Here is a 21,016-nt window from a genome sequence, read left to right as displayed (position 1 = left end):
TTCTCACCTTATTCATTCTAATCCTAGATTAATATACAAAACAAAACACCTAGTTGTCAAACAACACAGAAACGATTTCTTGCTTATTTAATCTATTTTTTAGCCGGTATTGTGCATTGTATATGTGTTTGATAGGTACATTAAGCTCTTTCGATATTTCTTTTTTACTTTTCCCTTGCATCGTACAGTTTACAATCCGAGATTCAAAAGCATTTAACCCTATTTCTTTTATAAATGACGAACAAAAATGATTAAATATTATCATATCTTCAAATGAGTGATGTTTATTATCTACAACTTTATCAATTAAATAATCTACTTCGTATTTATTTGATCTATCAATTGTGAGCATTTTTGTATGAAACTGTTCCTTTTCACTTGTGGCTTTACGTATAAAATCTATTTTAGCATCTTTAATAATGTCGTTAACACAATGAGAAAAAGGTTGTGGTTGCTCTATATCATAAGTTAGCACTTGTTTATACAATTTATATCTCACTATCTGTGCGATATCTTCACAATCTTCTTTAGATATATTAAGCATTTTAATTCGTTTCATTATATCTTGATCATAAACTTCCAATAATTGATTAAAGCAATCGACTTGGCCTCTTTGAATTGTTTGAATCCAGTTTAAAGTTTGATTCTCTTTAATTGTATCATGCATGTTGTTCATTCCTTGTTCATAAGTATTGAACACATTTTACAGATTCAATTATTATTAAATCAAACTGCATTTTTTAATATTACTTATTGTTTCTACGCCATTTTTCGAATTGTTGTAGTACTTCATCAGGCAAATGTAATCTATTTCTAGGTGTCTTTGTTTCTATATCTGATAAATGTTTCGTTACCACAGATTCTTGCCTCGCTATTGTTGACCACATCTCTCTCGATGATATCCGATAAGCACCTGTCCCAAAAATAGCGTGTTGCTCACTCATATCACTCGTTACAACTGTAATATGTGTAATATGCTTTCTATACAAATCATAAGTTAATCTTTCAATATAACTATCTGCCGTTTCTTTCCCTTTTGTATATACTATTTTGACACCGTGTTTTATTTCTATTGTTTCTGTTCCTTCAACACCATAAGCGTCAAAGACAACAATCATCTCTCCGTCATGTTGTGTATTATAGTTAATAAGTGTGATTAACAATTTGTCCCTTGCTTCTTCTAATGAGACTTTCGCAGTCTCGGATAATTCTTTTGATTGTCCTATCAAATTATAACCATCAATAATCAAATAGATATCTTTCATTATTCTTGTCCTATCGGGTGCCTTTTTCTATATACTTCATACATAAGAAGACTGGCTGCAACGGACGCATTAAGGCTATTAACATGCCCAACCATAGGCAATTTAATATAGAAGTCACACTTATCTTTAACTAACCTACTCATACCTTCTCCCTCACTACCTATCACAATAACTAATGGCATATTAACATCCATTTGTCGATAATCCGTTGCATGTTTAGCATCAGTACCAGCTATCCAATAACCAACTTCTTGTAAACGCTCCATTGTACTCGGTAGATTCGTAACACGAATAACAGGTACATGCTCAATAGCACCTGTTGAAGCCTTAGCTACAGTAGCATTTAATTGAACGGACCTTCTTTTAGGAATAATAATTCCATCGATACCTATTGCATCAGCAGTTCTCATAATTGAACCTAAATTATGAGGATCTTCTAATCCATCCAACATTAACAGACAGGGTTGATGTTCAATATCTTTTGTTTCAGATATAAAGTCTTCTAATTCTTTATAAGGATAAGGTGCTATTTGTGCAGCTATACCTTGGTGTGGGACGTCTGTAAGGTAGTCTATTTTTGATTTCGGTACTGTTTGAACAACGATTTTCTCTGATTTTGCAATCTTTAAAATATCGTTAATTTGTTTTTTATTGATACCTTCTTGGATTAACACTTTGTTAATTGTATGGCCAGAAGTAATCGCTTCTTTCACAGCATGTCTCCCGACAATTATTGAATCATCCATTTGTATTCACCCTTTCTTCTGTAATTTCTATCATTTTATTAATTAACAATTCTAAACGCTCTGTCTCATCATTTAAATATAAATAACCGATAACCGCTTCTATCGCAGAACTTTTACGATATGTTTGTATATCCGTATTCTTTGCTTTTGTATAACTTTTTGCATTACGCCCACGTTTAATAATAGCTAACTCTTCCTCATCGAAAAAATCTTCTTCTAGCAAAACGTTTAAAACATACGCTTGCCCTTTTGCGGATACATATTGTTTAGATAGTTGATGTAGACGGTTAGGCTTCCCTTTAATTTTCAGGATAATATACTTTCTTACATAAGTATCTAGTATAGAATCTCCCATATATGCTAATGACAAGGGGTTTAACATTTTTATTGATTGCTTATCCACGTTTAAACCTCACACCTTGAGGCGTATCTTCAAGGATAATATTTTGTTCTTTTAGCATATCTCGAATTTCATCAGCACGTTGGAAGTTTTTAGATTTTCTAGCTTCGTTTCGTTCTTCAATTAGTTGTTCGATTTCTTCATCTAATAATTCAGCATGTTCTTTACCATATAAAGGTACACCTAAAACATCACTAAAGATTTGGTAAACTTCTTTAAAGTATTCAATCGTTCTAACTGATGTCGCATTCTCTAATAAATACTTGTTTGCAAGTTTGTTTAAATCATACCAAGCAGTCATTGCGTTAGCTGTATTAAAGTCATCGTCCATATACATTTCAAAATCTTTCAACGCTTGGTCGATACCTTCGATATATTGATTCGTTTCGTCTTCTTTAAGCAAAGCATGTTCTTCTCTATCCACTAAAGATTTGTAACTGTTTCTGATTCTTTCTAAACCTTTTTTAGCTGCCTGTACTAAATCTAAATCATAGTTAACTGGACTTCTATAATGTGCACCAACCATAAAGAATCGTAAAACATCTGGATCAATTTCCTTAATAATATCATGCACTAAAATAAAGTTACCAAGAGACTTACTCATTTTTTCATTATTAATATTTACAAATCCGTTATGCATCCAGTAGTTAGCAAATGTTGTATCACTATGTGCTTCAGATTGTGCAATTTCGTTTTCGTGGTGAGGGAACTGAAGGTCTGTTCCTCCTGCGTGTATATCAATTGTATCACCTAAATGTACATGAGCCATGACAGAACATTCTATATGCCAACCAGGGCGTCCTGGTCCCCATGGGCTGTCCCACTTAATTTCACCAGATTTAGCTTTTTTCCAAAGTGTGAAATCTAGTTCATCTTCTTTTTGTTCACCTGTTTCAATTCTAGCTCCAACTTTCAAGTCATCAATAGATTGGTGGCTCAACTTGCCATACCCTTCAAAACGACGTGTACGATAATAAACATCTCCACCACTTTCATAAGCATAACCTTTATCGACTAATACTTTTATAAACTCGATAATGTCATCCATATGGTCCATAACTCTTGGATTTGAAGTACCTCTCTTACAATTTAATGCCCCAGTATCTTCGTAAAATGCTTGAATAAAACGATCTGCTATTTCTGGAACTGTTTGACCCAATTCATTAGCTGTTCTAATTAATTTATCATCAACATCAGTAAAGTTAGATACATAATCTACTTCATAACCTTTATATTCTAAATAGCGTCTAACAACGTCAAAGGCTACTGTCGACCTTGCATTTCCAATATGAATATAATTATAAACAGTAGGGCCACATACATACATCTTAACTTTGCCCTCTTCAATTGGTATAAATTCTTCCTTTTGTCTTGTTAGCGTATTATATAACGTAATCATCAACAATCTCTCCATTCTTCGTCTTTTCAAGTTGACGTTCTAATTCTTTTAATTGTTCATAAATTGGATCTGGTAAGTTAGTATGATTGAAGTTTTTACCAACTTTCATACCATCTTGCTTAACAATCCTGCCTGGGATACCTACTACTGTTGAGTAATCAGGAACATCTTTTAACACAACTGAATTGGCACCAATGTTTACGTTGCTGCCAACTTCTATATTGCCCAGTACTTTAGCACCAGCAGCAATCAATACATTATCACCTATATCTGGGTGTCTTTTTCCGCGCTCTTTACCTGTACCTCCGAGGGTAACGCCTTGATAAATTGTCACATTGTTACCAATTCGACATGTTTCACCAATCACAATACCCATTCCATGGTCTATAAATAATCTCTTTCCTATCGTAGCACCAGGATGAATTTCCACTCCAGTAAAAAATCGTGAAATTTGTGAAATTGATCGAGCTATAAAATACATTTTTTTCTTAAAAAACCAATTAGCAATCAAATAACTCCATATTGCATGTAGCCCTGAGTAAGTCATAACAATTTCAAATGAAGATCTTGCAGCAGGGTCCTGATCAAACACCATTTGAATATCATCTTTGACTCTTTTAAACATCTCTTTCCCCCCCTCAGATATCAAAAAGGCACCTCTAACAATTTTTGCTAGAGGTGCCTTTTGCACGGTTCCACTCTTGTTTAGCATATATCTATGCTCACTCATTTAAATATATAAATTTTCATTCAATAAAGGTGCATTCATTTATAAATGTGGCACATTTTCACCAACCATGTGCTCTCTTATTTCACATTTATTAAATTACTTGGCCTTTAAGTATTTAATATCATAGTTTTTTATTTACAAAAAATCAAATAATACGTTTTAATCTACTTAACACTTTATCTCTACCTAATAATGCTATTGTATTAGGTAATTCAGGTCCATGTGTTTGTCCAGTTACCGCTACACGAATAGGCATGAATAACTGTTTACCTTTAACACCTGTTTCTTTTTGAACTGCTTTAATTGATTTCTTAATTTCAGCTGGTTCATCAAAAGGCTCTAAACTTTCAAATTGTTTAATAAGCTCAGTCATGACAGTAGGAACTTGTTCACCGTTTAAGACTTCTTTAGCTTCATCAGAGAAATCTAAATATTCTCTGAAGAACAACTCAGATAGCGGTACAATTTCACCTGCGTAGCTCATTTGCTCTTGATATAAAGCAACCAAGTCTCTAGCCCAAGACAATTCTGCTTCTGATGGACTTTCTGGTAATAATCCTGCTTTTACCATGTGAGGGATTGTCATTTCAAATACAGTTTCAGAATCTTTTTCCTTCATGTATTGGTTATTGATCCACTCTAATTTTTTCTTATCAAAGAATGCTGGAGATTTAGATAGTCGTTTTTCATCGAAGATTTTAATGAATTCTTCTTTAGAGAAAATTTCTTCTTCGCCTTCTGGAGACCAACCTAACAATCCAATGAAATTGAATAAGGCTTCAGGTAAGTAACCTAAATCTTTATATTGTTCGATAAATTGTAAAATTTGTCCATCACGTTTACTTAATTTTTTACGTTCTTCGTTAACAATCAATGTCATATGAGCAAATTTTGGCGTTTCAAATCCAAATGCCTCAAAAATCATAAGTTGTTTAGGTGTGTTTGAAATGTGGTCGTCCCCGCGGATTACGTGAGAAATTTCCATATAATGATCATCAATAGCAACAGCAAAGTTATATGTTGGAATACCGTCTTTCTTAACGATAACCCAGTCACCTATACCGTTTGAATCAAATGATACTTCACCTTTAACGATATCATTAAATGTATATGTTTTATTTTGAGGTACTCTAAAACGAATACTAGCTTGTCTACCTTCCGCTTCGAAAGCTTTCTGTTCTTCTAGAGTTAAGTGTGCGTGTTTACCACCATAACGTGGCATTTCACCTCTAGCTATTTGTTCTTCACGTTCTGCTTCTAATTCTTCCTGTGTCATGTAACATTTATAAGCTTTATCTTCAGCTAGTAATTTATCAATAAGTGGTTTATAGATATGGCCACGTTCTGATTGACGATAAGGGCCGTATCCTCCGTCTTTATTGACAGATTCGTCCCAATTTAAACCTAACCATTCAAGGTTTGAAAATTGTGAAGACTCTCCGTCCTCTAAGTTTCTGGCTATATCTGTATCTTCAATACGTATAACAAAGTCCCCATCATAATGTTTAGCGAATAAATAATTAAATAATGCGGTTCTTGCGTTACCGATGTGTAAGTAACCAGTTGGACTTGGCGCATATCTTACTCTTACTTTGTTACTCATCGTCTCACTCCTGTTTTTAATCTTTATTTGTTAATAATACCACAGCTTGTGCTTGTATGCCCTCTTCTCTTCCTAGAAATCCTAATTTTTCATTTGTTGTCGCTTTCACATTAACATCTTCTATTGATACTTCGAAAATTGTAGCAATCTTATCTCTCATGTTATCAATATGTGGTCTAAATTTAGGTTTCTCAGCAATTATTGTAGCATCCACATTTCCTAGTTGGTATCCCTTTTTTAAAACTTGTTGATAAGCCTCTTTTAATAATATTTTCGAGTCTGCATCTTTAAATGTTTGATCGGTATCTGGAAACAACTTACCAATGTCACCTAAACTTGCAGCACCTAAAATAGCATCTGTAATAGCGTGTAACAATACATCTGCATCGCTATGTCCTTTGAGCCCTTTAGTATGTTCTATTTCAATTCCACCGATAATAAGCGGTCTATTTTCATCGAATTCATGTACATCATATCCATAACCTATTCTAAACATCATGAATACCTCGTCTTTCTATTATTGATTCTGCTATCACTAAGTCTTCAGTTGTTGTTATTTTAATATTATCGTAATCTCCACTGAGGACGTGGACTTTAAAACCAGCTCTTTCAACTAAAGATGCGTCATCTGTACCTACAAAAGATTCCGAATCCGCTAATTGATATGCTTTTAAGATGATTTCTCTTTTAAAAGATTGAGGTGTTTGGACTTGCCATACCGTTTCGCGTTGATAAGTTTCTTCTACAATACCATTTATCACTTTTTTGATTGTATCTTTAGCTTGAACCGCTAAAATAACAGCACCATGCTCTAAAGTATCTTCGTATAGTTGTTCTACTTTTTCTTCTGTTACAAAAGGTCTAGCTCCATCATGTACAATAACAACTTCAGTATTTACTAATACTTTTAACACTTCATAAATACTATGCTGTCGTTCTTTACCTCCTGGTATAATACCAGCCACTTTTTGAAAGTCTTTTAAATGTTTTTCCATTATATTGACCTCTTCAGGGTGGGCAGCAATAAAGATTTGTTCACATGACTTCATATTTTCAAAAACTGAAACTGTTCTTCTTATAATCGTTTCACCTTTGATTTTTAAAAATAATTTATTAATATCCTTACCCATTCTCTTCCCTTGACCAGCAGCTGGTATTATAACTGTAAAACCCACGCTAAGACACCTTCTTCGCAAAAATAATTCTTCCAGATGACGTTTGTAATAGACTCATTACTTCTACAACTATTGTTTTGCCGATATATTCTCTACCTTTTTCAATAACAACCATTGTACCGTCATCTAAATATCCAACACCTTGGCCATCTTCTTTTCCTATTTTAGTAATAAGTAATTCGAACTGATCGCCTTGATGCACAATTGGTTTAATTGCTTCAGACAAATCATTAACATTTAAAACTTTAATACCTTGTACAGAACACACTTTATTTAAATTATAATCTGTCGTAATAATACTTGCGTTATATTTTTTAGCTAAAACAATCAATAGTGCATCTACATCTTTATGGGTAGAATTAGGTTCAATGATAGAAATAGGAAAATCAGTATCCTTCAATGAATTTAACATATCTAAACCACGTTGTCCTTTATCTCTTTTTAAACTATCTTTTGAATCAGCAATAACTTGTAGTTCTTCAATTACGCCTTGAGGGACTAATATTTCACCGTCTAAAAATTGGCATTTCACGACATCAAGTATACGTCCATCAATAATGGCACTAGTGTCTAACAATTTAGCGTTTCTCGCAGTAGTTTGTCTTGTTAATGAGTTCGAAATATTCTCTGGGAACAACCTAAGAATTTCTTCACGCTTTTGTAACCCAATTTGAAAGCCTAAATAACATAAAAAAGCAGCAATAATAATAGGTAATATATGTTTCAATACGGGAGCGCCAATCATTTCCAATATAAACGAAACCATTACAGCAATCATTAGACCAATCATAACACCAATAGTTGCGAAAAATATTTCTAAAATACTTCTCTTTAACAAATATTTTTCACCTTGATCAGCCATATACACAATTTTATCGATTAAAAAACCAAACAGCAGAAATATAACGACTGCCCCGATTAGACCATCAATATATGGGTTAGTAAGTACCTCTTTAGGTTGTATACTAAAAGCGTTAATCAACTCAGGAATAACTAGAATACCGACCGAGGATCCTATAACTAAATAACATAGAATGATGAGGGCTTTTAAAATTTTCATACGTCAACCTCCTAATGGTTTCTATGCATTAAAGGCAATTTTCAATGCTTCTCTTGTTGTAGAAACACCAATAACTTGTGTGCCTTCTGGGAACTCTAAACCTTTTAAATTATTTTTCGGTACGATGATGCGTTTAAAACCTAGTTTAGCCGCTTCCTGAACACGTTGGTCAATTCTAGCAACCCTTCTTACTTCTCCAGTTAAGCCGACTTCACCAACAAAACAATCGTCTCCTTTTGTTGGTTTATCCTGAAAACTAGATGCTATTGCTATTATAATACTTAAGTCAACTGCTGGCTCACTTAATTTAACACCACCAGCGATTTTAATATATGCATCTTGTTGCTGTAGTAAGAAATTTTCTTTCTTTTCAAGTACTGCCATCAACAAGCTCAATCTATTATGGTCTATACCAGTAGCCATCCTTCTTGGATTATGGAAAGTTGTTGGCGTTACTAATGCCTGTACTTCAACTAATATCGGTCTCGTTCCTTCCATAGTTGCAACAATAGTCGAGCCAGCCACATGTTTTGTTCTTTCTTCTAGGAACATTTCCGAAGGATTTTTCACTTCGTTTAAGCCAGTTTGTTTCATTTCAAATATACCCATTTCATTTGTTGAACCAAAACGGTTTTTAACTGCTCTTAATATTCGATAAGCGTGATGTGTGTCCCCTTCAAAATATAATACGGTATCCACCATGTGTTCTAGCAATCTAGGACCTGCAATTTGTCCATCTTTCGTAACATGTCCAACGATGAATGTTGCTATATTCATTTGCTTAGCAATATGCATTAAATTCTGTGTACATTCTCTCACTTGAGATACTGAACCAGGAGCCGACGTAACTTCTGGATGGTATATAGTTTGTATTGAATCTATTACTAATACATCTGGCTTTTCTTTTTGAACCATACTATGAATAATTTCTAAGTTTGTTTCAGCGTATACATTTAGTTCGCCTGAATCTTCAACGAGTCTTTCTGCTCTTAATTTAGTTTGTCTTACCGATTCCTCACCAGAGACGTAAAGTACGTTTTTCTGTTGTGATAGAGCGGCACAAATTTGTAATAATAGTGTCGATTTACCGATACCCGGATCTCCACCTATTAATACAAGCGACCCTTCTACTACTCCGCCGCCTAATACGCGGTTAAATTCATTAATTTTCGTTAAAATTCTAGGTGTGTCTTCATCTTTAATGTCTTTTAATTTTTCTATTTTTTGTGCTGGTACATCTGATTTAAATGTATTTTTAGGCCCTTTTGTTTCTTTATGTTCTATTGTTTCTTCCATTTGATTCCATGCGCCACAATTAGGACATTTGCCCATCCATTTTGGCGATTGGTACCCACAGGCTAAACATTCAAATATTACTTTCTTTTTCGCCATTCATGATACCTCCGTGTTAATTGAATAGTTATATTTTAAACTTGGCAGACTTGAAAAACAAATTTATATACTTTTTTCTAACAATAAAAGTCCGCAAACCTTTATTATATATGGTTTGCGGACTCATTATATTATTTAAGTTAAAATTTTCTATTTTATACTTTTGAAGTGTCTTCTTCTGATTCATCTTCTTTATGATCTGATAAATCAAATTTAAATTCGTCATCGCGATAATCTACTACAACGTCTTTACCAACTAAATCTTGACCAGACAAGATTAATTCACTTAGATTATCTTCAACATTTTTTTGGATTGAACGTGTTAATGGTCTAGCACCATATTCAGGGTCAAATCCTTCGTCTGCTATTTTCTCTTGAGCTGAGTCAGTTAAGCTAATATGAATACCTTGTTCTGATAAACGTTTAGTTAAATCGCTAGCCATCTTAGAAACAATTTCTTTAAGATGTGGTTTTTCTAGTTTGTGGAATACAATGATGTCATCTACACGGTTTAAGAACTCTGGTCTAAATTGTTGTTTTAATTCGTCCATCATTGTTTTTCTAATCGTTTCATAGTCTGGACCACTATCTTTAGCAGCGCCAAAGCCAACGAATTTAGCATTTTGAAGTTCTTGTGCACCTACGTTTGATGTCATTATGATAACTGTATTTCTGAAATCCACTTTACGTCCTTTAGAATCTGTTAAGTGACCATCATCTAATACTTGTAACAAGATATTAAATACATCTGGGTGAGCTTTTTCAATTTCATCGAATAATATAACTGAATATGGTTTACGTCTTACATTTTCAGTTAATTGTCCACCATCATCATGACCAACATAGCCTGGAGGAGAACCAACTAAACGACTGACAGAGTGTTTTTCCATAAACTCACTCATATCTACTCTAATCATTGCGTCTTCTTCACCAAACATTGCATCCGCTAATGTACGTGCAAGTTCCGTTTTACCTACACCAGTAGGTCCTAAGAAGATAAAGCTACCAATTGGTCTTTTCGGATCTTTCAATCCAGCTCTCGCACGTCTAACTGCTTTAGAGATAGATTGTACTGCATCATTTTGACCAATTACACGATTATGAAGAATAGATTCTAGGTTTAGTAATCTTTCTGATTCAGTTTCATTTAATTTCGTAATTGGAACACCTGTCCAATTTGCTACTACAACTGCAATATCTTCAGCTGTTACGCAAGTGTTTTTCTCGCCTTGGACTTTTTTCCATTCATTTTTAGTCTCTTCTAATTGTTTTTCAAGTTTTGTTTGTTTATCTCTTAAATTAGCTGCATTTTCAAATTCTTGAGAGTGTACAGCTGCATCTTTTTCTTTTTTAACTGTTTCTAATTCCGCTTCAAGTTCTTTTAGACTTGGTGGTGTTGTATAATTTCTAAGTCTTACTTTTGAACTTGCTTCATCAATTAAATCAATTGCTTTGTCTGGTAAGAAACGGTCTGAGATATAACGGTCACTCATAGTTACTGACGCTTCAATTGCTTCATCTGAAATATTGATGCGGTGATGTGCTTCATAACGATCTCTTAAACCTTTCAAGATTGCAATTGAATCTTCATTAGTAGGTTCGTCAACAGTAACTGGTTGGAAACGTCTTTCTAATGCTGCATCTTTTTCAATATATTTACGATATTCATCTAAAGTTGTCGCACCAATACATTGTAGTTCACCGCGTGCTAGAGCAGGTTTTAGTATATTAGAAGCGTCTATAGCGCCTTCTGCTCCTCCAGCGCCAATTAACGTGTGTAACTCATCGATAAATAGCACAACGTTGCCCGCTTGGTGAATTACTTCCATTACTTTTTTCAGTCTTTCTTCGAATTCACCACGATATTTTGTTCCGGCAACAACTGTACCCATATCTAATGACATGACACGTTTACCTTTTAATGTTTCTGGTACTTCGTTCTGTATGATTGCTTGCGCTAAACCTTCTACAATCGCAGTTTTACCTACACCAGGTTCACCGATTAGTACAGGGTTGTTTTTAGTTCTTCTACTTAATACTTCTATTACTCTTGTAATTTCATCTGAACGGCCAATTACTGGATCTAATGTACCGTCTTCTGCAATTACAGTTAAATCTCTAGCTAAACCATCTAATGTTGGTGTTGCTTGATTTTTAGTAGCTTGAGCGTTTTTAGAGCCTTGTTCAGGACTACCTAGTGATTTCACTACTTGTGCTCTTGCTTTTGTAATATTTAAATCTAAATTAGCAAATACACGAGCTGCAACGCCTTCATTTTCTCTAATAAGACCTAATAATAAGTGCTCTGTACCTACGAATGTGTGATTTAATTTTCTTGCTTCATCCATAGATAGTTCGATCACTTTTTTAGCTCTAGGTGTATAATGAATTGCGCCAACTTGCTCTTGTCCTTGGCCAATTAAATTTTCTACTTCTTTTGTTACTTTTTCTTCAGTAATACCAAAAGCATCTAATACTTTTGCTGCGATACCTTCAGGCTCTTTCATTAAACCTAAAAGTAAATGCTCTGTGCCTATATTTGAATGGTTTAATCTCATTGCTTCTTCTTGTGCATGTGCTAAAACACGTTGTGCACGTTCTGTTAATCTACCAAATAGCATAAACTAACCTCCTATTTATTTATATGTTTTCTCTTAAAAATGTTGCCCGTTTTTCGTTTACTGAAACGTCTTCTTCTTCATTTTCAAAGAATGGTGTCTGTATTGTAACCATTAAATGATCAAAATTAAAGTTTTCCCTCTCGATATGACCTAAATCAATACCAAGTTTCATTTCACTTAAGCGAAGTGACGCTTCTTCAACCGACATTAATTGTGCTGATTGGAGTATACCTTTTGCTCGATGTACTCTATCTTTTGTTTCCATATGATTAAAGCGATTAAGTCTATTTCTAATTTGTTCTTCTTCGTGTATGATTTGTTCTACAATTTGCGTCAAATCTTCTATTATTTCTTGTTCGGTTTTACCTAAAGTTAATTGATTAGAAATTTGATATACATGGCCTAAAGCACCTGTACCTTCACCATATATACCACGAATTGTATAACCAAATCGATTAATCGCTTGGCCAATTCTTTTCATTCGCTTCATTATACTCAATCCAGGTAAATGCAACATTACACTTGCTCTCAAACCTGTTCCGATGTTCGTAGGACAAGTTGTTAGAAAACCGTGTTGTTCGTCATATGAAATTGTTAAATGCTTGTCTAACTCATCATCAAGTTTAGACGCTGTTTCATATAGTTCATTTAATACAAGATTATTACCCATCACTTGGATTCTTACATGATCTTCTTCATTTATCATCACGCTTGTCGATTCATCTTCGTTTAATAGAACAGCAGCACCGTATTCTTGTTTCGTTAATGCTGGACTAATAAGATGTTTAAAAACCAATTTGTTTTGTTCAAGTTCAGATAAATCTGATAAACGAACTAATTTTAAGTCTGATAAAGCTTTGCTCACTTTATCAATTACCCTATTGCCTATTTTGTCATCTTCAAATTTGAGCGGATGAACTTCATCTTGAAGGTTTCGAGCAAGTCTAATACGAGAGCTCATGATGATTGGTGAATTTGTCTTCTCTTTCATCCAATCACTAATGTGCTCATTTATATGTTCTTCCATTCTACTTGACCTCGCCTTCTGCTTTCAAAGCTTTAATTTCATCTCTAACAACTGCTGCGTCTTCAAAAGCTTGTTCTTCTATCAAACCTTGTAAGACTTTTTCTTTTTCAGCTATTTGTTGTTTAAGTTGTATTTTACTTCTTGATGAAACTGGTATTTTACCTGTATGCTCACCGCTACCAGCTTGAACTCTTCGGATGATTTGAGGAACATCATCTTTAAACGTCTCATAGCAATCATGACAACCGAATTTTCCGACTTTAGCTATATCAGTTAAAGTCATACTACAAGTTGGACAGCGCTTCTCTTCTTGAGGCTCAACCTTTTTAAAGTTTATACCGTGCTTACCTACAAGATATTGTAAAAATTGATTCACAACAAATTCTTGGTCTAAATTTTGATCATTTACGTGATCGTCTTGAAAATAAAAATGTTCTGAAGCACAACTTTTACATATCCATTGCTCTGTTTTATGCTTCTTTCCTGCAGATGTTAATTGAATTGTTGCTTCTTCTTTACCACAAATTTCACAAAGCATACTGTCACTCCTTTTTAATTATAATGTATGACTGCCAATATTCGTTTCAATATATTTGCTCGAATAATATCTCTAAATGGTATTTCTATTTGTAAAGTATCTCTGTGTATACTTTGTATAATCATTTTCTTTTCTCTATCTGTTATTAATTTGTTTTCGTACAAACCATCAACGATTCTAAATGCATTTGCTTGAGAGATTTCATCGCCAACTAAATCTATTAAATGTCTAATGAACGCTGACTGACTATTTGTCTCGACTTTGGATATACGAATATATCCACCGCCACCTCTTTTACTTTCTATGGCGTAACCATGTTCATTAGTAAACCGTGTTTTAATGACATAATTTAATTGCGAAGGTACACAATCAAACTTCTCAGCAATATGTGCACGTTTGATTTCGACGACCTCACCTTGAGCTTCTTCAAGCAACTGCTTTAAGTATTGCTCAATGATATCCGACATATTGTGCATTAATCATCACCTCTTTTGACCTTCTTTGACTATATTATATGTTCTGCTGTTTATTATTTCAATTAATTTGTTTCTTAAAAAAATTATTATTTTTGTGTACCGCTTTCATAAAAAATAAGTTATGATATAAGATAGGTTATTAAAGAGAATAATTCTTGGGAAAGGTGTGTGTGTTATGCATTTTATTATCGGGATTATCGGAATATTAGTATTCCTATTTCTAGCATGGGTAGTAAGTTCTGATAAGATGAAAGTAAGATGGCAATACATAGGATTAATGATTGTAATCCAATTTTTATTTGCATTCTTACTATTAAAAACAACAGGTGGATTAACTGTTATCGGTGGTATATCGAACGGCTTTAGTTATATCATTGACAAAGCAATGGAGGGTATTAACTTCGTCTTTGAAGGCGTCGCAAATATCGATCCAAAAACGAACAAACCTGTTTCAGTATATTTCCTTAACGTACTGATGCCGATTGTATTCGTTTCAGCGCTAATTGGTATCTTACAATATATTAAAGTTTTACCACTTATTATTAAATACTTAGGGTTCGTTATTTCTAAAATTAACGGCATGGGTAAACTAGAATCATATAACGCAGTTGCCTCTGCAATTTTAGGACAATCTGAAGTATTTATATCAATTAAAAAACAACTTCCTTTAATTCCTAAACACCGTATGTATACTTTAACTGCTTCAGCAATGTCGACAGTTTCAGCATCTATTATCGGTGCATATTTTACAATGGTTGAGCCTAGATATGTGGTTACAGCTATCGTCTTAAACTTATTTGGCGGTTTTATAATCGCTTCAATCGTCAATCCTTATACAGTAGATGATAAAGAAGACGACATAATGATAGAAGAGTCTGGAGAAAAACAATCATTCTTTGAAATGCTTGGAGAATATATTTTAGACGGATTTAAAGTAGCAGTTATTGTTGCAGCAATGTTAATCGGGTATGTAGCCATGATTGGTTTATTAAACGGTGTTACTGCTAATATCTTCTCATTTGTATCTGGCGGATCAATTTCTTGGGACTTCCAAACATTAATTGGATTCGTATTTGCGCCATTTGCATTCTTAGCTGGTATCCCGTGGGCTGATGCAGTCCAATCTGGTAGTATTATGGCAACAAAAGTACTTTCAAACGAGTTTGTTGCGATGGGTATTTTACCACAAGCTGAAATTTCTGAAAGAGCAAACGGTATTATTTCAGTATTCCTAGTTTCATTTGCGAACTTTGGTTCTATCGGTATCATCGCTGGTGCTGTTAAATCATTAAATGATGAACAAGGTAATAACGTTGCACGTTTCGGATTAAAACTATTATACGGTGCGACATTAGTATCGTTCTTATCAGCAACTATCGCTGGATTTTTCTTATAATATAATGAAACAGGGTGAGACTTTTATTAATGTCTCACCCTGTTTTTATTTTATTACTTGCGCATGATATTGAACGACAATTTCTTCAATAAAATATTTCATAATTTTATAATCATCTGTTAATTCCGGATGGAAAGAAATACCTAAGTATTGATTTTGTCTTACAGCTACAATTTTATCTTCAACAGTCGATAGAATATCTACATCATTATGTACTGATTGAATATGAGGTGCTCTTATAAATACAGCATTCAATGTCTCATCAATACCTTTAACTTCCAAGTATTCTTCAAAACTATCTACTTGTCTACCGAAGGAATTTCTTTCTACTGTTACATCTAATTTATTTAAATGGCTTTCTTGCCCTATTACTTCAGTAGCCAATAAAATAAGTCCTGCACATGTACCATACATAGGCAAATCACTTTTTCTTAAGGCTTCTGTAAAGCCATATAAATCCATCAACCTTCTCATTGTAGTAGATTCCCCACCTGGCAATACAAGTCCATCTAAACCACTTAATTGATCAACAGTCTTAACAGTAATGCCTTCATGTCCAGATTGTTCAATATGTTTTAAATGCTCTCTAACAGCGCCTTGTAAACCTAATACACCTATTTTCATCTTACCAACCACGCTCTTGCATACGTTCTTCTAAAGATAATTGATTAATATCCAACCCTTGCATAGCTGGTCCTAATTCTTTAGAAAGTTCCGCAATCAATTGATAGTCTTGATAATGAGTAGTTGCTTGAACAATTGCTTTTGCAAATTTTTCTGGTGCTTCTGATTTAAAAATACCTGAACCGACGAATACACCGTCAGCACCTAGTTCCATCATTAATGCTGCATCAGCAGGTGTTGCTACACCGCCAGCTGCAAAGTTTACAACAGGTAAACGGCCTAAATCTTTAATTTCTTTTAATATTTCATATGGTGCGCCAATGTTTTTAGCTTCAGTCATGATTTCATCATCGTTCATAACAATTAATTTACGCACTTCAGCATTTACTTGTCTCATATGACGAACCGCTTCAACAATATTCCCTGTACCTGGCTCACCTTTAGTACGTAACATTGCTGCACCTTCACCAATTCTTCTAGCAGCTTCACCTAAATTACGACAACCACATACAAACGGAACTGTAAATTCATCTTTTTTCAAATGGTACTCTTCATCTGCTGGTGTTAATACTTCTGATTCATCTATATAGTCTACACCCATCGATTCTAATACACGTGCTTCTGTAATATGACCAATTCTTCCTTTAGCCATTACCGGAATCGATACAGCATTCATTACTTCTTCCACAATTCGGGGATCAGCCATTCTTGCTACACCGCCTGCAGCTCTAATATCAGAAGGCACGCGTTCAAGTGCCATAACTGCGACAGCTCCTGCTTCTTCAGCTAATTTAGCTTGCTCAGCGTTAACAACATCCATGATAACGCCACCCTTTTGCATTTCTGCCATACCTCTTTTAACTTTATCTGAACCTGTAATCTTAGACATTTATTACTTCCTCCTTTTAAATCGCTTATTTGTAGGTTATACTAAATTCTGAACTGGTAAAAGTGTCAGATTTACAAAAATATAAGTGGTCAGAATGAGGGATTATTATGGAAATGCTAATGTTTAATATAAATCGCAATATCGATGTACCTATTTATCAACAACTTTATGAAAACATTAAACAAAATATTATTAATAATGTTATGCAACATAATGAAAAATTACCTTCAAAAAGACAGCTCAGTCATTACTTATCTGTTAGCCAAACTACAATAGAACATGCATATCAACTTTTAAGCGATGAAGGGTATATACATAGTAAAAATCGTTCAGGATTTTACATAAACGACATTGTGAACTTGCCAGTAACATATAAAACAAAAATTACAGACGAAGATATTCAAACTGAAAAAACATACAAATATTCATTCAAATTAGGTGCTATTGATAAAGAACATTTTCCACTAGATCAATTCAGGAAATTTTCTAAAGAGGCATTTGATTATTCACAACTTTCATTATTGGACAGTGGGCATAAGCAAGGAGATTATGAATTAAGAAAAGAAATCAGGCACTATATCTTCCATAGTAGAGGTGTTAATTGTTCACCCCAACAAATTATTGTAGGTTCATCAACTGAGCAATTACTCTCTATCATCACAGATCTTATTTCAAACTCTACTTACATGATAGAAGATCCACTTTATAAACAAGTAAGAGATTTATTGAAAAGAAAACACGTACCTTTCGAATTTATATCAGTCACTGAAAACGGTATTGATATTGAACAAATTAAAAAATTAAACAAAGAAGTCGTATATATTACGCCAAGTCATCAGTTCCCTACAGGCGTCATTATGGATTTAAAGAGGCGCACACAACTCATAAAATGGGCGTCTGAAAAGCAGACACGATATATTATCGAAGATGACTATGACTCAGAATTTAGATATAGTGGACGTCCTGTGCCTGCATTACAAAGCTTAGACAACACAGATAGCGTCATTTATGTCAGTACGTTCTCAAAGTCGATTTCCCCTTCTCTAAGAGTTGCGTATGCCGTCTTACCTAAGAAACTCATGCAACAGTATCAAAATAAAACAAATATAGAAGGTGGCACTGTGCCTAGACATACACAATATATATTGAGCCGATTTATGAATGAAGGTTTTTTTGAAAGACACCTAAATCGCATGAGAAAAATATATAGAAGTAAGCGAGATATTATATTAAATGAACTCATGAAATATCCAAATGATTTTAAAGTGTCAGGAGAATTAACAGGCATGCATTTTATATTGACGGTAGTTAATGGCTTAACCTTAGAAGAATGCTTACACCGTATAAAAAAATGTGATATAGATATTAAACCTTTAACACACTATCGATTTAAACAAAGTGATCATACTCCTCATTTTGTATTAGGCTTTGGAGGGATTAAGATAGACGAAGCTAAAGAACATATTGAAGCATTAATAAAGTGTTTGATGGGAGTATAATAAAAAAGGAGCGGGACAGAAATCTCATTTTAATAAAAAGATTTCGTAGTCCCACCCCGACAAGGATGACTAGGGTTGAAAAAAGCTTGATATAAGCGCATTTTCAATCCAGTCAGCTACTGCCATTATAATGAAAGAGAGGCTGAGACATGTATTTATGTCTCGGCTTTATAACCTATTAAATTTTGTAATTTCATGAGTTCATTTCTTATGCTTTGGAATTCTTTTAATTTTGGAAGTTCTATAATATCGTATCTGACATTAAACTCTACTTTTTTGCATATATTCTCATAAGTTGTTAAATAAAGGCCGATTTCTTCATCTGTTAAGGTGCTTAAATTACCTCTTCTATAGGCTTGCTCGAGGGTGAATGCTAAGTGTTCAACTGTGAAAATAATTGGATAAACATACTCAATTTTTTTAACATCATTATCTATTTCATTTAGTGCTGCTTGATACATTGCTTTTGTATTCATAATCTCTGTTTGCATTTCTCTAATGAGTAAAGTATCTATTAAATTAATATGATATTTATTTGATGAAAATAGTGTATGTAATAATTGTGATTGTATTCTTAATGTATTAATTATTGTTTTAGGTAGCTTTTTGGAAGCTTGCTTTCTACCTACTATTAACACTCCTATCAAACCAATAGCAGAACCAATCATAACATCAGTTATTCTCGGCAAGATAAGATAAGTATCAAAGTGTTTAGTAATCGCTGCTGACATTAATAATACGTTTGGTGTGATGAATGTGACAGCTATTGTATAATTCACTGCAATGAGCAATTCTGCTGCTGACATAAGAATAGCTATTAAAATAACAATAGGCCATGTACTTGGTTCAAAATACAATATAACAACAGCTACTAATGTACCTATAATTGTGCCAAGTGTTCTTTGAAATGCCCTTTGTTCGTAGATAAAGAAGACGTACCTAATAAGACTGAGCAACATGATACCGGAATCCAGTAAGCACGTTCAAATCCTATCCCAAATGCTATAATAACAGATACGAACAAGATAATACCATACTGCATAGATTGCATTAGAACTAAAGAGTCTTTAGAAAAATTTTCTTTAATTGTTTTAGAATACATAGGTTTATGATGAATAATTTTCTTATCTATTTGAAGCTCATTTTCATTTAACAAAGCTTCAGCATCATAGATAAGCTTAACTAGTTCATTAATATAAGGATCATCCCCGTTATAATACTTAATATCATAATTTAAGTCTGATTTTCCTTCTAATCTTTCGCATATGTAATTAAGTGCGACACTTATTTCATTAGGTAAACTTTCATAACCTCTTGATGATAATTCTAAGCATTCTGACCAAATTTCATCAGCTTTTTCTTTAAGTAACAATAAGTGATTATAATCTCTTTTATTATTCCAAAATGCTTTAGCAGTAGTTAAAGTTAGCGAGGCTTGATTGATTGTATTAAGTGTTTGACTTCTTGCTTTATTAAATCGTTCACCTTTAAAATTCTCCACTAAATAAGATAAGTTTTTATAAATATTTAGTACACTTTCAGTTTCAGGCTTTTTATGATTAAAAAATGCATCAACCATTACTACTAATGCACTCACTAGACCACCACATAAAACTAATGAACCTCGTAATAAGAAGTCTTCAGGGGCTATGGGCATAATAGAAGCTATACTATAAGTTAATATAAAGAATAACGATGATGGACCTGGAACTTGTAAAGATTTAAGAATAAAATGCGCACTCATGCCTATTAAACCTAATACAAAAGCATATAAGAAAGGCGTTGTAATAGTAATGCTCCCTAGCATTAAACAGATACTTAACATTATAGATACAGTAATAACCTTTCTTATTCTCGATAGGTATGAACCATTTATAATGTATATATGACTAAATGAGCCTAAAAGAGCCGTTAAACCTAAATCAAATCGACCGACAATAACACTCGTAGACAAGATGGTAAAAACAATTATAGATTGCATAATTGCCTTTTTAATTGCTATATTTTGCATATTTACTTTGAACATCACTTCGAAATATTTCTTCATTTATAACAACTCCTATCTTTTAAGTTTTAAGTCAAAAAAAAGAGACCTAACAGGTCTCGAGTGCGGCTCATCGCATCCATTTTATAAATATTTGCCCGGCAACGTCCTACTCTCGCGGAACGTAAGCCC

21 protein-coding genes are annotated in these 21,016 nt (G+C 33.6%); 2 read left to right on the top strand and 19 right to left on the bottom strand.

Annotation, left to right across the window (positions count from 1 at the left end):
* Positions 1 to 49: 49 nt before the first annotated feature.
* From CD135_RS01565 to CD135_RS01495, 15 genes are all read right to left on the bottom strand, one after another.
* Complete coding sequence (locus tag CD135_RS01565) at positions 50 to 667, bottom strand: sigma-70 family RNA polymerase sigma factor (protein ID WP_103268662.1); 618 nt, start codon at positions 665 to 667, stop codon at positions 50 to 52.
* A gap of 79 nt (positions 668 to 746) precedes the next feature.
* Complete coding sequence (locus CD135_RS01560) at positions 747 to 1,265, bottom strand: NYN domain-containing protein (RefSeq protein WP_016999412.1); 519 nt, start codon at positions 1,263 to 1,265, stop codon at positions 747 to 749.
* Complete coding sequence (rlmB, locus tag CD135_RS01555) at positions 1,265 to 2,011, bottom strand: 23S rRNA (guanosine(2251)-2'-O)-methyltransferase RlmB (protein WP_016999411.1); 747 nt, start codon at positions 2,009 to 2,011, stop codon at positions 1,265 to 1,267. The genes CD135_RS01560 and rlmB overlap by 1 nt, the downstream gene beginning before the upstream one ends.
* Positions 2,004 to 2,393: a Mini-ribonuclease 3 gene (locus tag CD135_RS01550; protein ID WP_037539268.1), complete on the bottom strand. Its 390-nt coding sequence runs from the start codon at positions 2,391 to 2,393 to the stop codon at positions 2,004 to 2,006. Before CD135_RS01550 ends, rlmB begins: the two co-directional genes overlap by 8 nt.
* A gap of 13 nt (positions 2,394 to 2,406) precedes the next feature.
* Complete coding sequence (cysS, locus tag CD135_RS01545; protein WP_103268661.1) at positions 2,407 to 3,810, bottom strand: cysteine--tRNA ligase; 1,404 nt, start codon at positions 3,808 to 3,810, stop codon at positions 2,407 to 2,409.
* On the bottom strand, positions 3,794 to 4,435 hold the full coding sequence (gene cysE / locus CD135_RS01540; RefSeq protein ID WP_103268660.1) for a serine O-acetyltransferase: 642 nt from the start codon (positions 4,433 to 4,435) through the stop codon (positions 3,794 to 3,796). Before cysE ends, cysS begins: the two co-directional genes overlap by 17 nt.
* Before the next feature lie 250 nt (positions 4,436 to 4,685).
* On the bottom strand, positions 4,686 to 6,143 hold the full coding sequence (gltX, locus tag CD135_RS01535) for a glutamate--tRNA ligase (protein WP_103268659.1): 1,458 nt from the start codon (positions 6,141 to 6,143) through the stop codon (positions 4,686 to 4,688).
* A 16-nt stretch (positions 6,144 to 6,159) separates the two neighbouring features.
* Positions 6,160 to 6,639 carry a 2-C-methyl-D-erythritol 2,4-cyclodiphosphate synthase gene (ispF, locus tag CD135_RS01530; RefSeq protein WP_016999406.1) on the bottom strand — a complete coding sequence of 160 codons (480 nt, stop codon included), beginning with the start codon at positions 6,637 to 6,639 and terminating at the stop codon, positions 6,160 to 6,162.
* Positions 6,632 to 7,318, bottom strand: coding sequence for a 2-C-methyl-D-erythritol 4-phosphate cytidylyltransferase (gene ispD / locus CD135_RS01525; protein WP_103268658.1), 687 nt, complete (start codon positions 7,316 to 7,318; stop codon positions 6,632 to 6,634). The genes ispF and ispD overlap by 8 nt, the downstream gene beginning before the upstream one ends.
* A gap of 1 nt (position 7,319) precedes the next feature.
* Positions 7,320 to 8,378, bottom strand: coding sequence for a PIN/TRAM domain-containing protein (locus CD135_RS01520; protein ID WP_103268657.1), 1,059 nt, complete (start codon positions 8,376 to 8,378; stop codon positions 7,320 to 7,322).
* A 21-nt stretch (positions 8,379 to 8,399) separates the two neighbouring features.
* Positions 8,400 to 9,770, bottom strand: coding sequence for a DNA repair protein RadA (gene radA / locus CD135_RS01515; protein WP_016999403.1), 1,371 nt, complete (start codon positions 9,768 to 9,770; stop codon positions 8,400 to 8,402).
* Between the two features lie 155 nt (positions 9,771 to 9,925).
* Positions 9,926 to 12,391 carry an ATP-dependent Clp protease ATP-binding subunit gene (locus tag CD135_RS01510; RefSeq protein WP_103268656.1) on the bottom strand — a complete coding sequence of 822 codons (2,466 nt, stop codon included), beginning with the start codon at positions 12,389 to 12,391 and terminating at the stop codon, positions 9,926 to 9,928.
* A 19-nt stretch (positions 12,392 to 12,410) separates the two neighbouring features.
* Positions 12,411 to 13,418 carry a protein arginine kinase gene (locus tag CD135_RS01505; RefSeq protein ID WP_016999401.1) on the bottom strand — a complete coding sequence of 336 codons (1,008 nt, stop codon included), beginning with the start codon at positions 13,416 to 13,418 and terminating at the stop codon, positions 12,411 to 12,413.
* Position 13,419: 1 nt separating this feature from the next.
* Entirely contained in the window at positions 13,420 to 13,956 is a 537-nt protein-coding gene (locus CD135_RS01500; RefSeq protein ID WP_016999400.1) for a UvrB/UvrC motif-containing protein, read from the bottom strand.
* A 14-nt stretch (positions 13,957 to 13,970) separates the two neighbouring features.
* Positions 13,971 to 14,432, bottom strand: coding sequence for a CtsR family transcriptional regulator (locus tag CD135_RS01495; protein WP_016999399.1), 462 nt, complete (start codon positions 14,430 to 14,432; stop codon positions 13,971 to 13,973).
* A 175-nt stretch (positions 14,433 to 14,607) separates the two neighbouring features.
* On the opposite strand from CD135_RS01495, the gene CD135_RS01490 reads away from it, so the two are divergent.
* Positions 14,608 to 15,828 (top strand): NupC/NupG family nucleoside CNT transporter, encoded by a 1,221-nt coding sequence (locus tag CD135_RS01490; RefSeq protein WP_064204252.1) that lies wholly within the window; start codon positions 14,608 to 14,610, stop codon positions 15,826 to 15,828.
* A 45-nt stretch (positions 15,829 to 15,873) separates the two neighbouring features.
* Here CD135_RS01490 and pdxT read toward each other — a convergent pair whose 3' ends face one another.
* On the bottom strand, positions 15,874 to 16,452 hold the full coding sequence (gene pdxT, locus CD135_RS01485) for a pyridoxal 5'-phosphate synthase glutaminase subunit PdxT (protein ID WP_103268655.1): 579 nt from the start codon (positions 16,450 to 16,452) through the stop codon (positions 15,874 to 15,876).
* Between the two features lies 1 nt (position 16,453).
* Positions 16,454 to 17,341, bottom strand: coding sequence for a pyridoxal 5'-phosphate synthase lyase subunit PdxS (gene pdxS, locus CD135_RS01480; protein ID WP_103268654.1), 888 nt, complete (start codon positions 17,339 to 17,341; stop codon positions 16,454 to 16,456).
* Between the two features lie 107 nt (positions 17,342 to 17,448).
* Here pdxS and pdxR point away from each other — a divergent pair, with 107 nt between their 5' ends.
* Positions 17,449 to 18,840 carry a MocR-like pyridoxine biosynthesis transcription factor PdxR gene (pdxR, locus tag CD135_RS01475; RefSeq protein ID WP_103268653.1) on the top strand — a complete coding sequence of 464 codons (1,392 nt, stop codon included), beginning with the start codon at positions 17,449 to 17,451 and terminating at the stop codon, positions 18,838 to 18,840.
* Between the two features lie 155 nt (positions 18,841 to 18,995).
* Here the strand turns inward: pdxR and CD135_RS13130 are convergent, their stop codons facing one another.
* Together CD135_RS13130 and CD135_RS13125 are read right to left on the bottom strand one after the other, a co-directional pair.
* Positions 18,996 to 19,697 carry an FUSC family protein gene (locus tag CD135_RS13130; RefSeq protein ID WP_258027581.1) on the bottom strand — a complete coding sequence of 234 codons (702 nt, stop codon included), beginning with the start codon at positions 19,695 to 19,697 and terminating at the stop codon, positions 18,996 to 18,998.
* A 23-nt stretch (positions 19,698 to 19,720) separates the two neighbouring features.
* Entirely contained in the window at positions 19,721 to 20,887 is a 1,167-nt protein-coding gene (locus CD135_RS13125) for an FUSC family protein (RefSeq protein WP_239725038.1), read from the bottom strand.
* Positions 20,888 to 21,016 lie beyond the last annotated feature (129 nt).

The organism is Mammaliicoccus lentus, assembly GCF_002902755.1.
GTDB classification, from domain to species: Bacteria; Bacillota; Bacilli; order Staphylococcales; family Staphylococcaceae; genus Mammaliicoccus; species Mammaliicoccus lentus.
The sequence above is the reverse complement of the archived record's forward strand: the minus strand, read 5'-3'. Positions and strand labels throughout refer to the sequence as shown.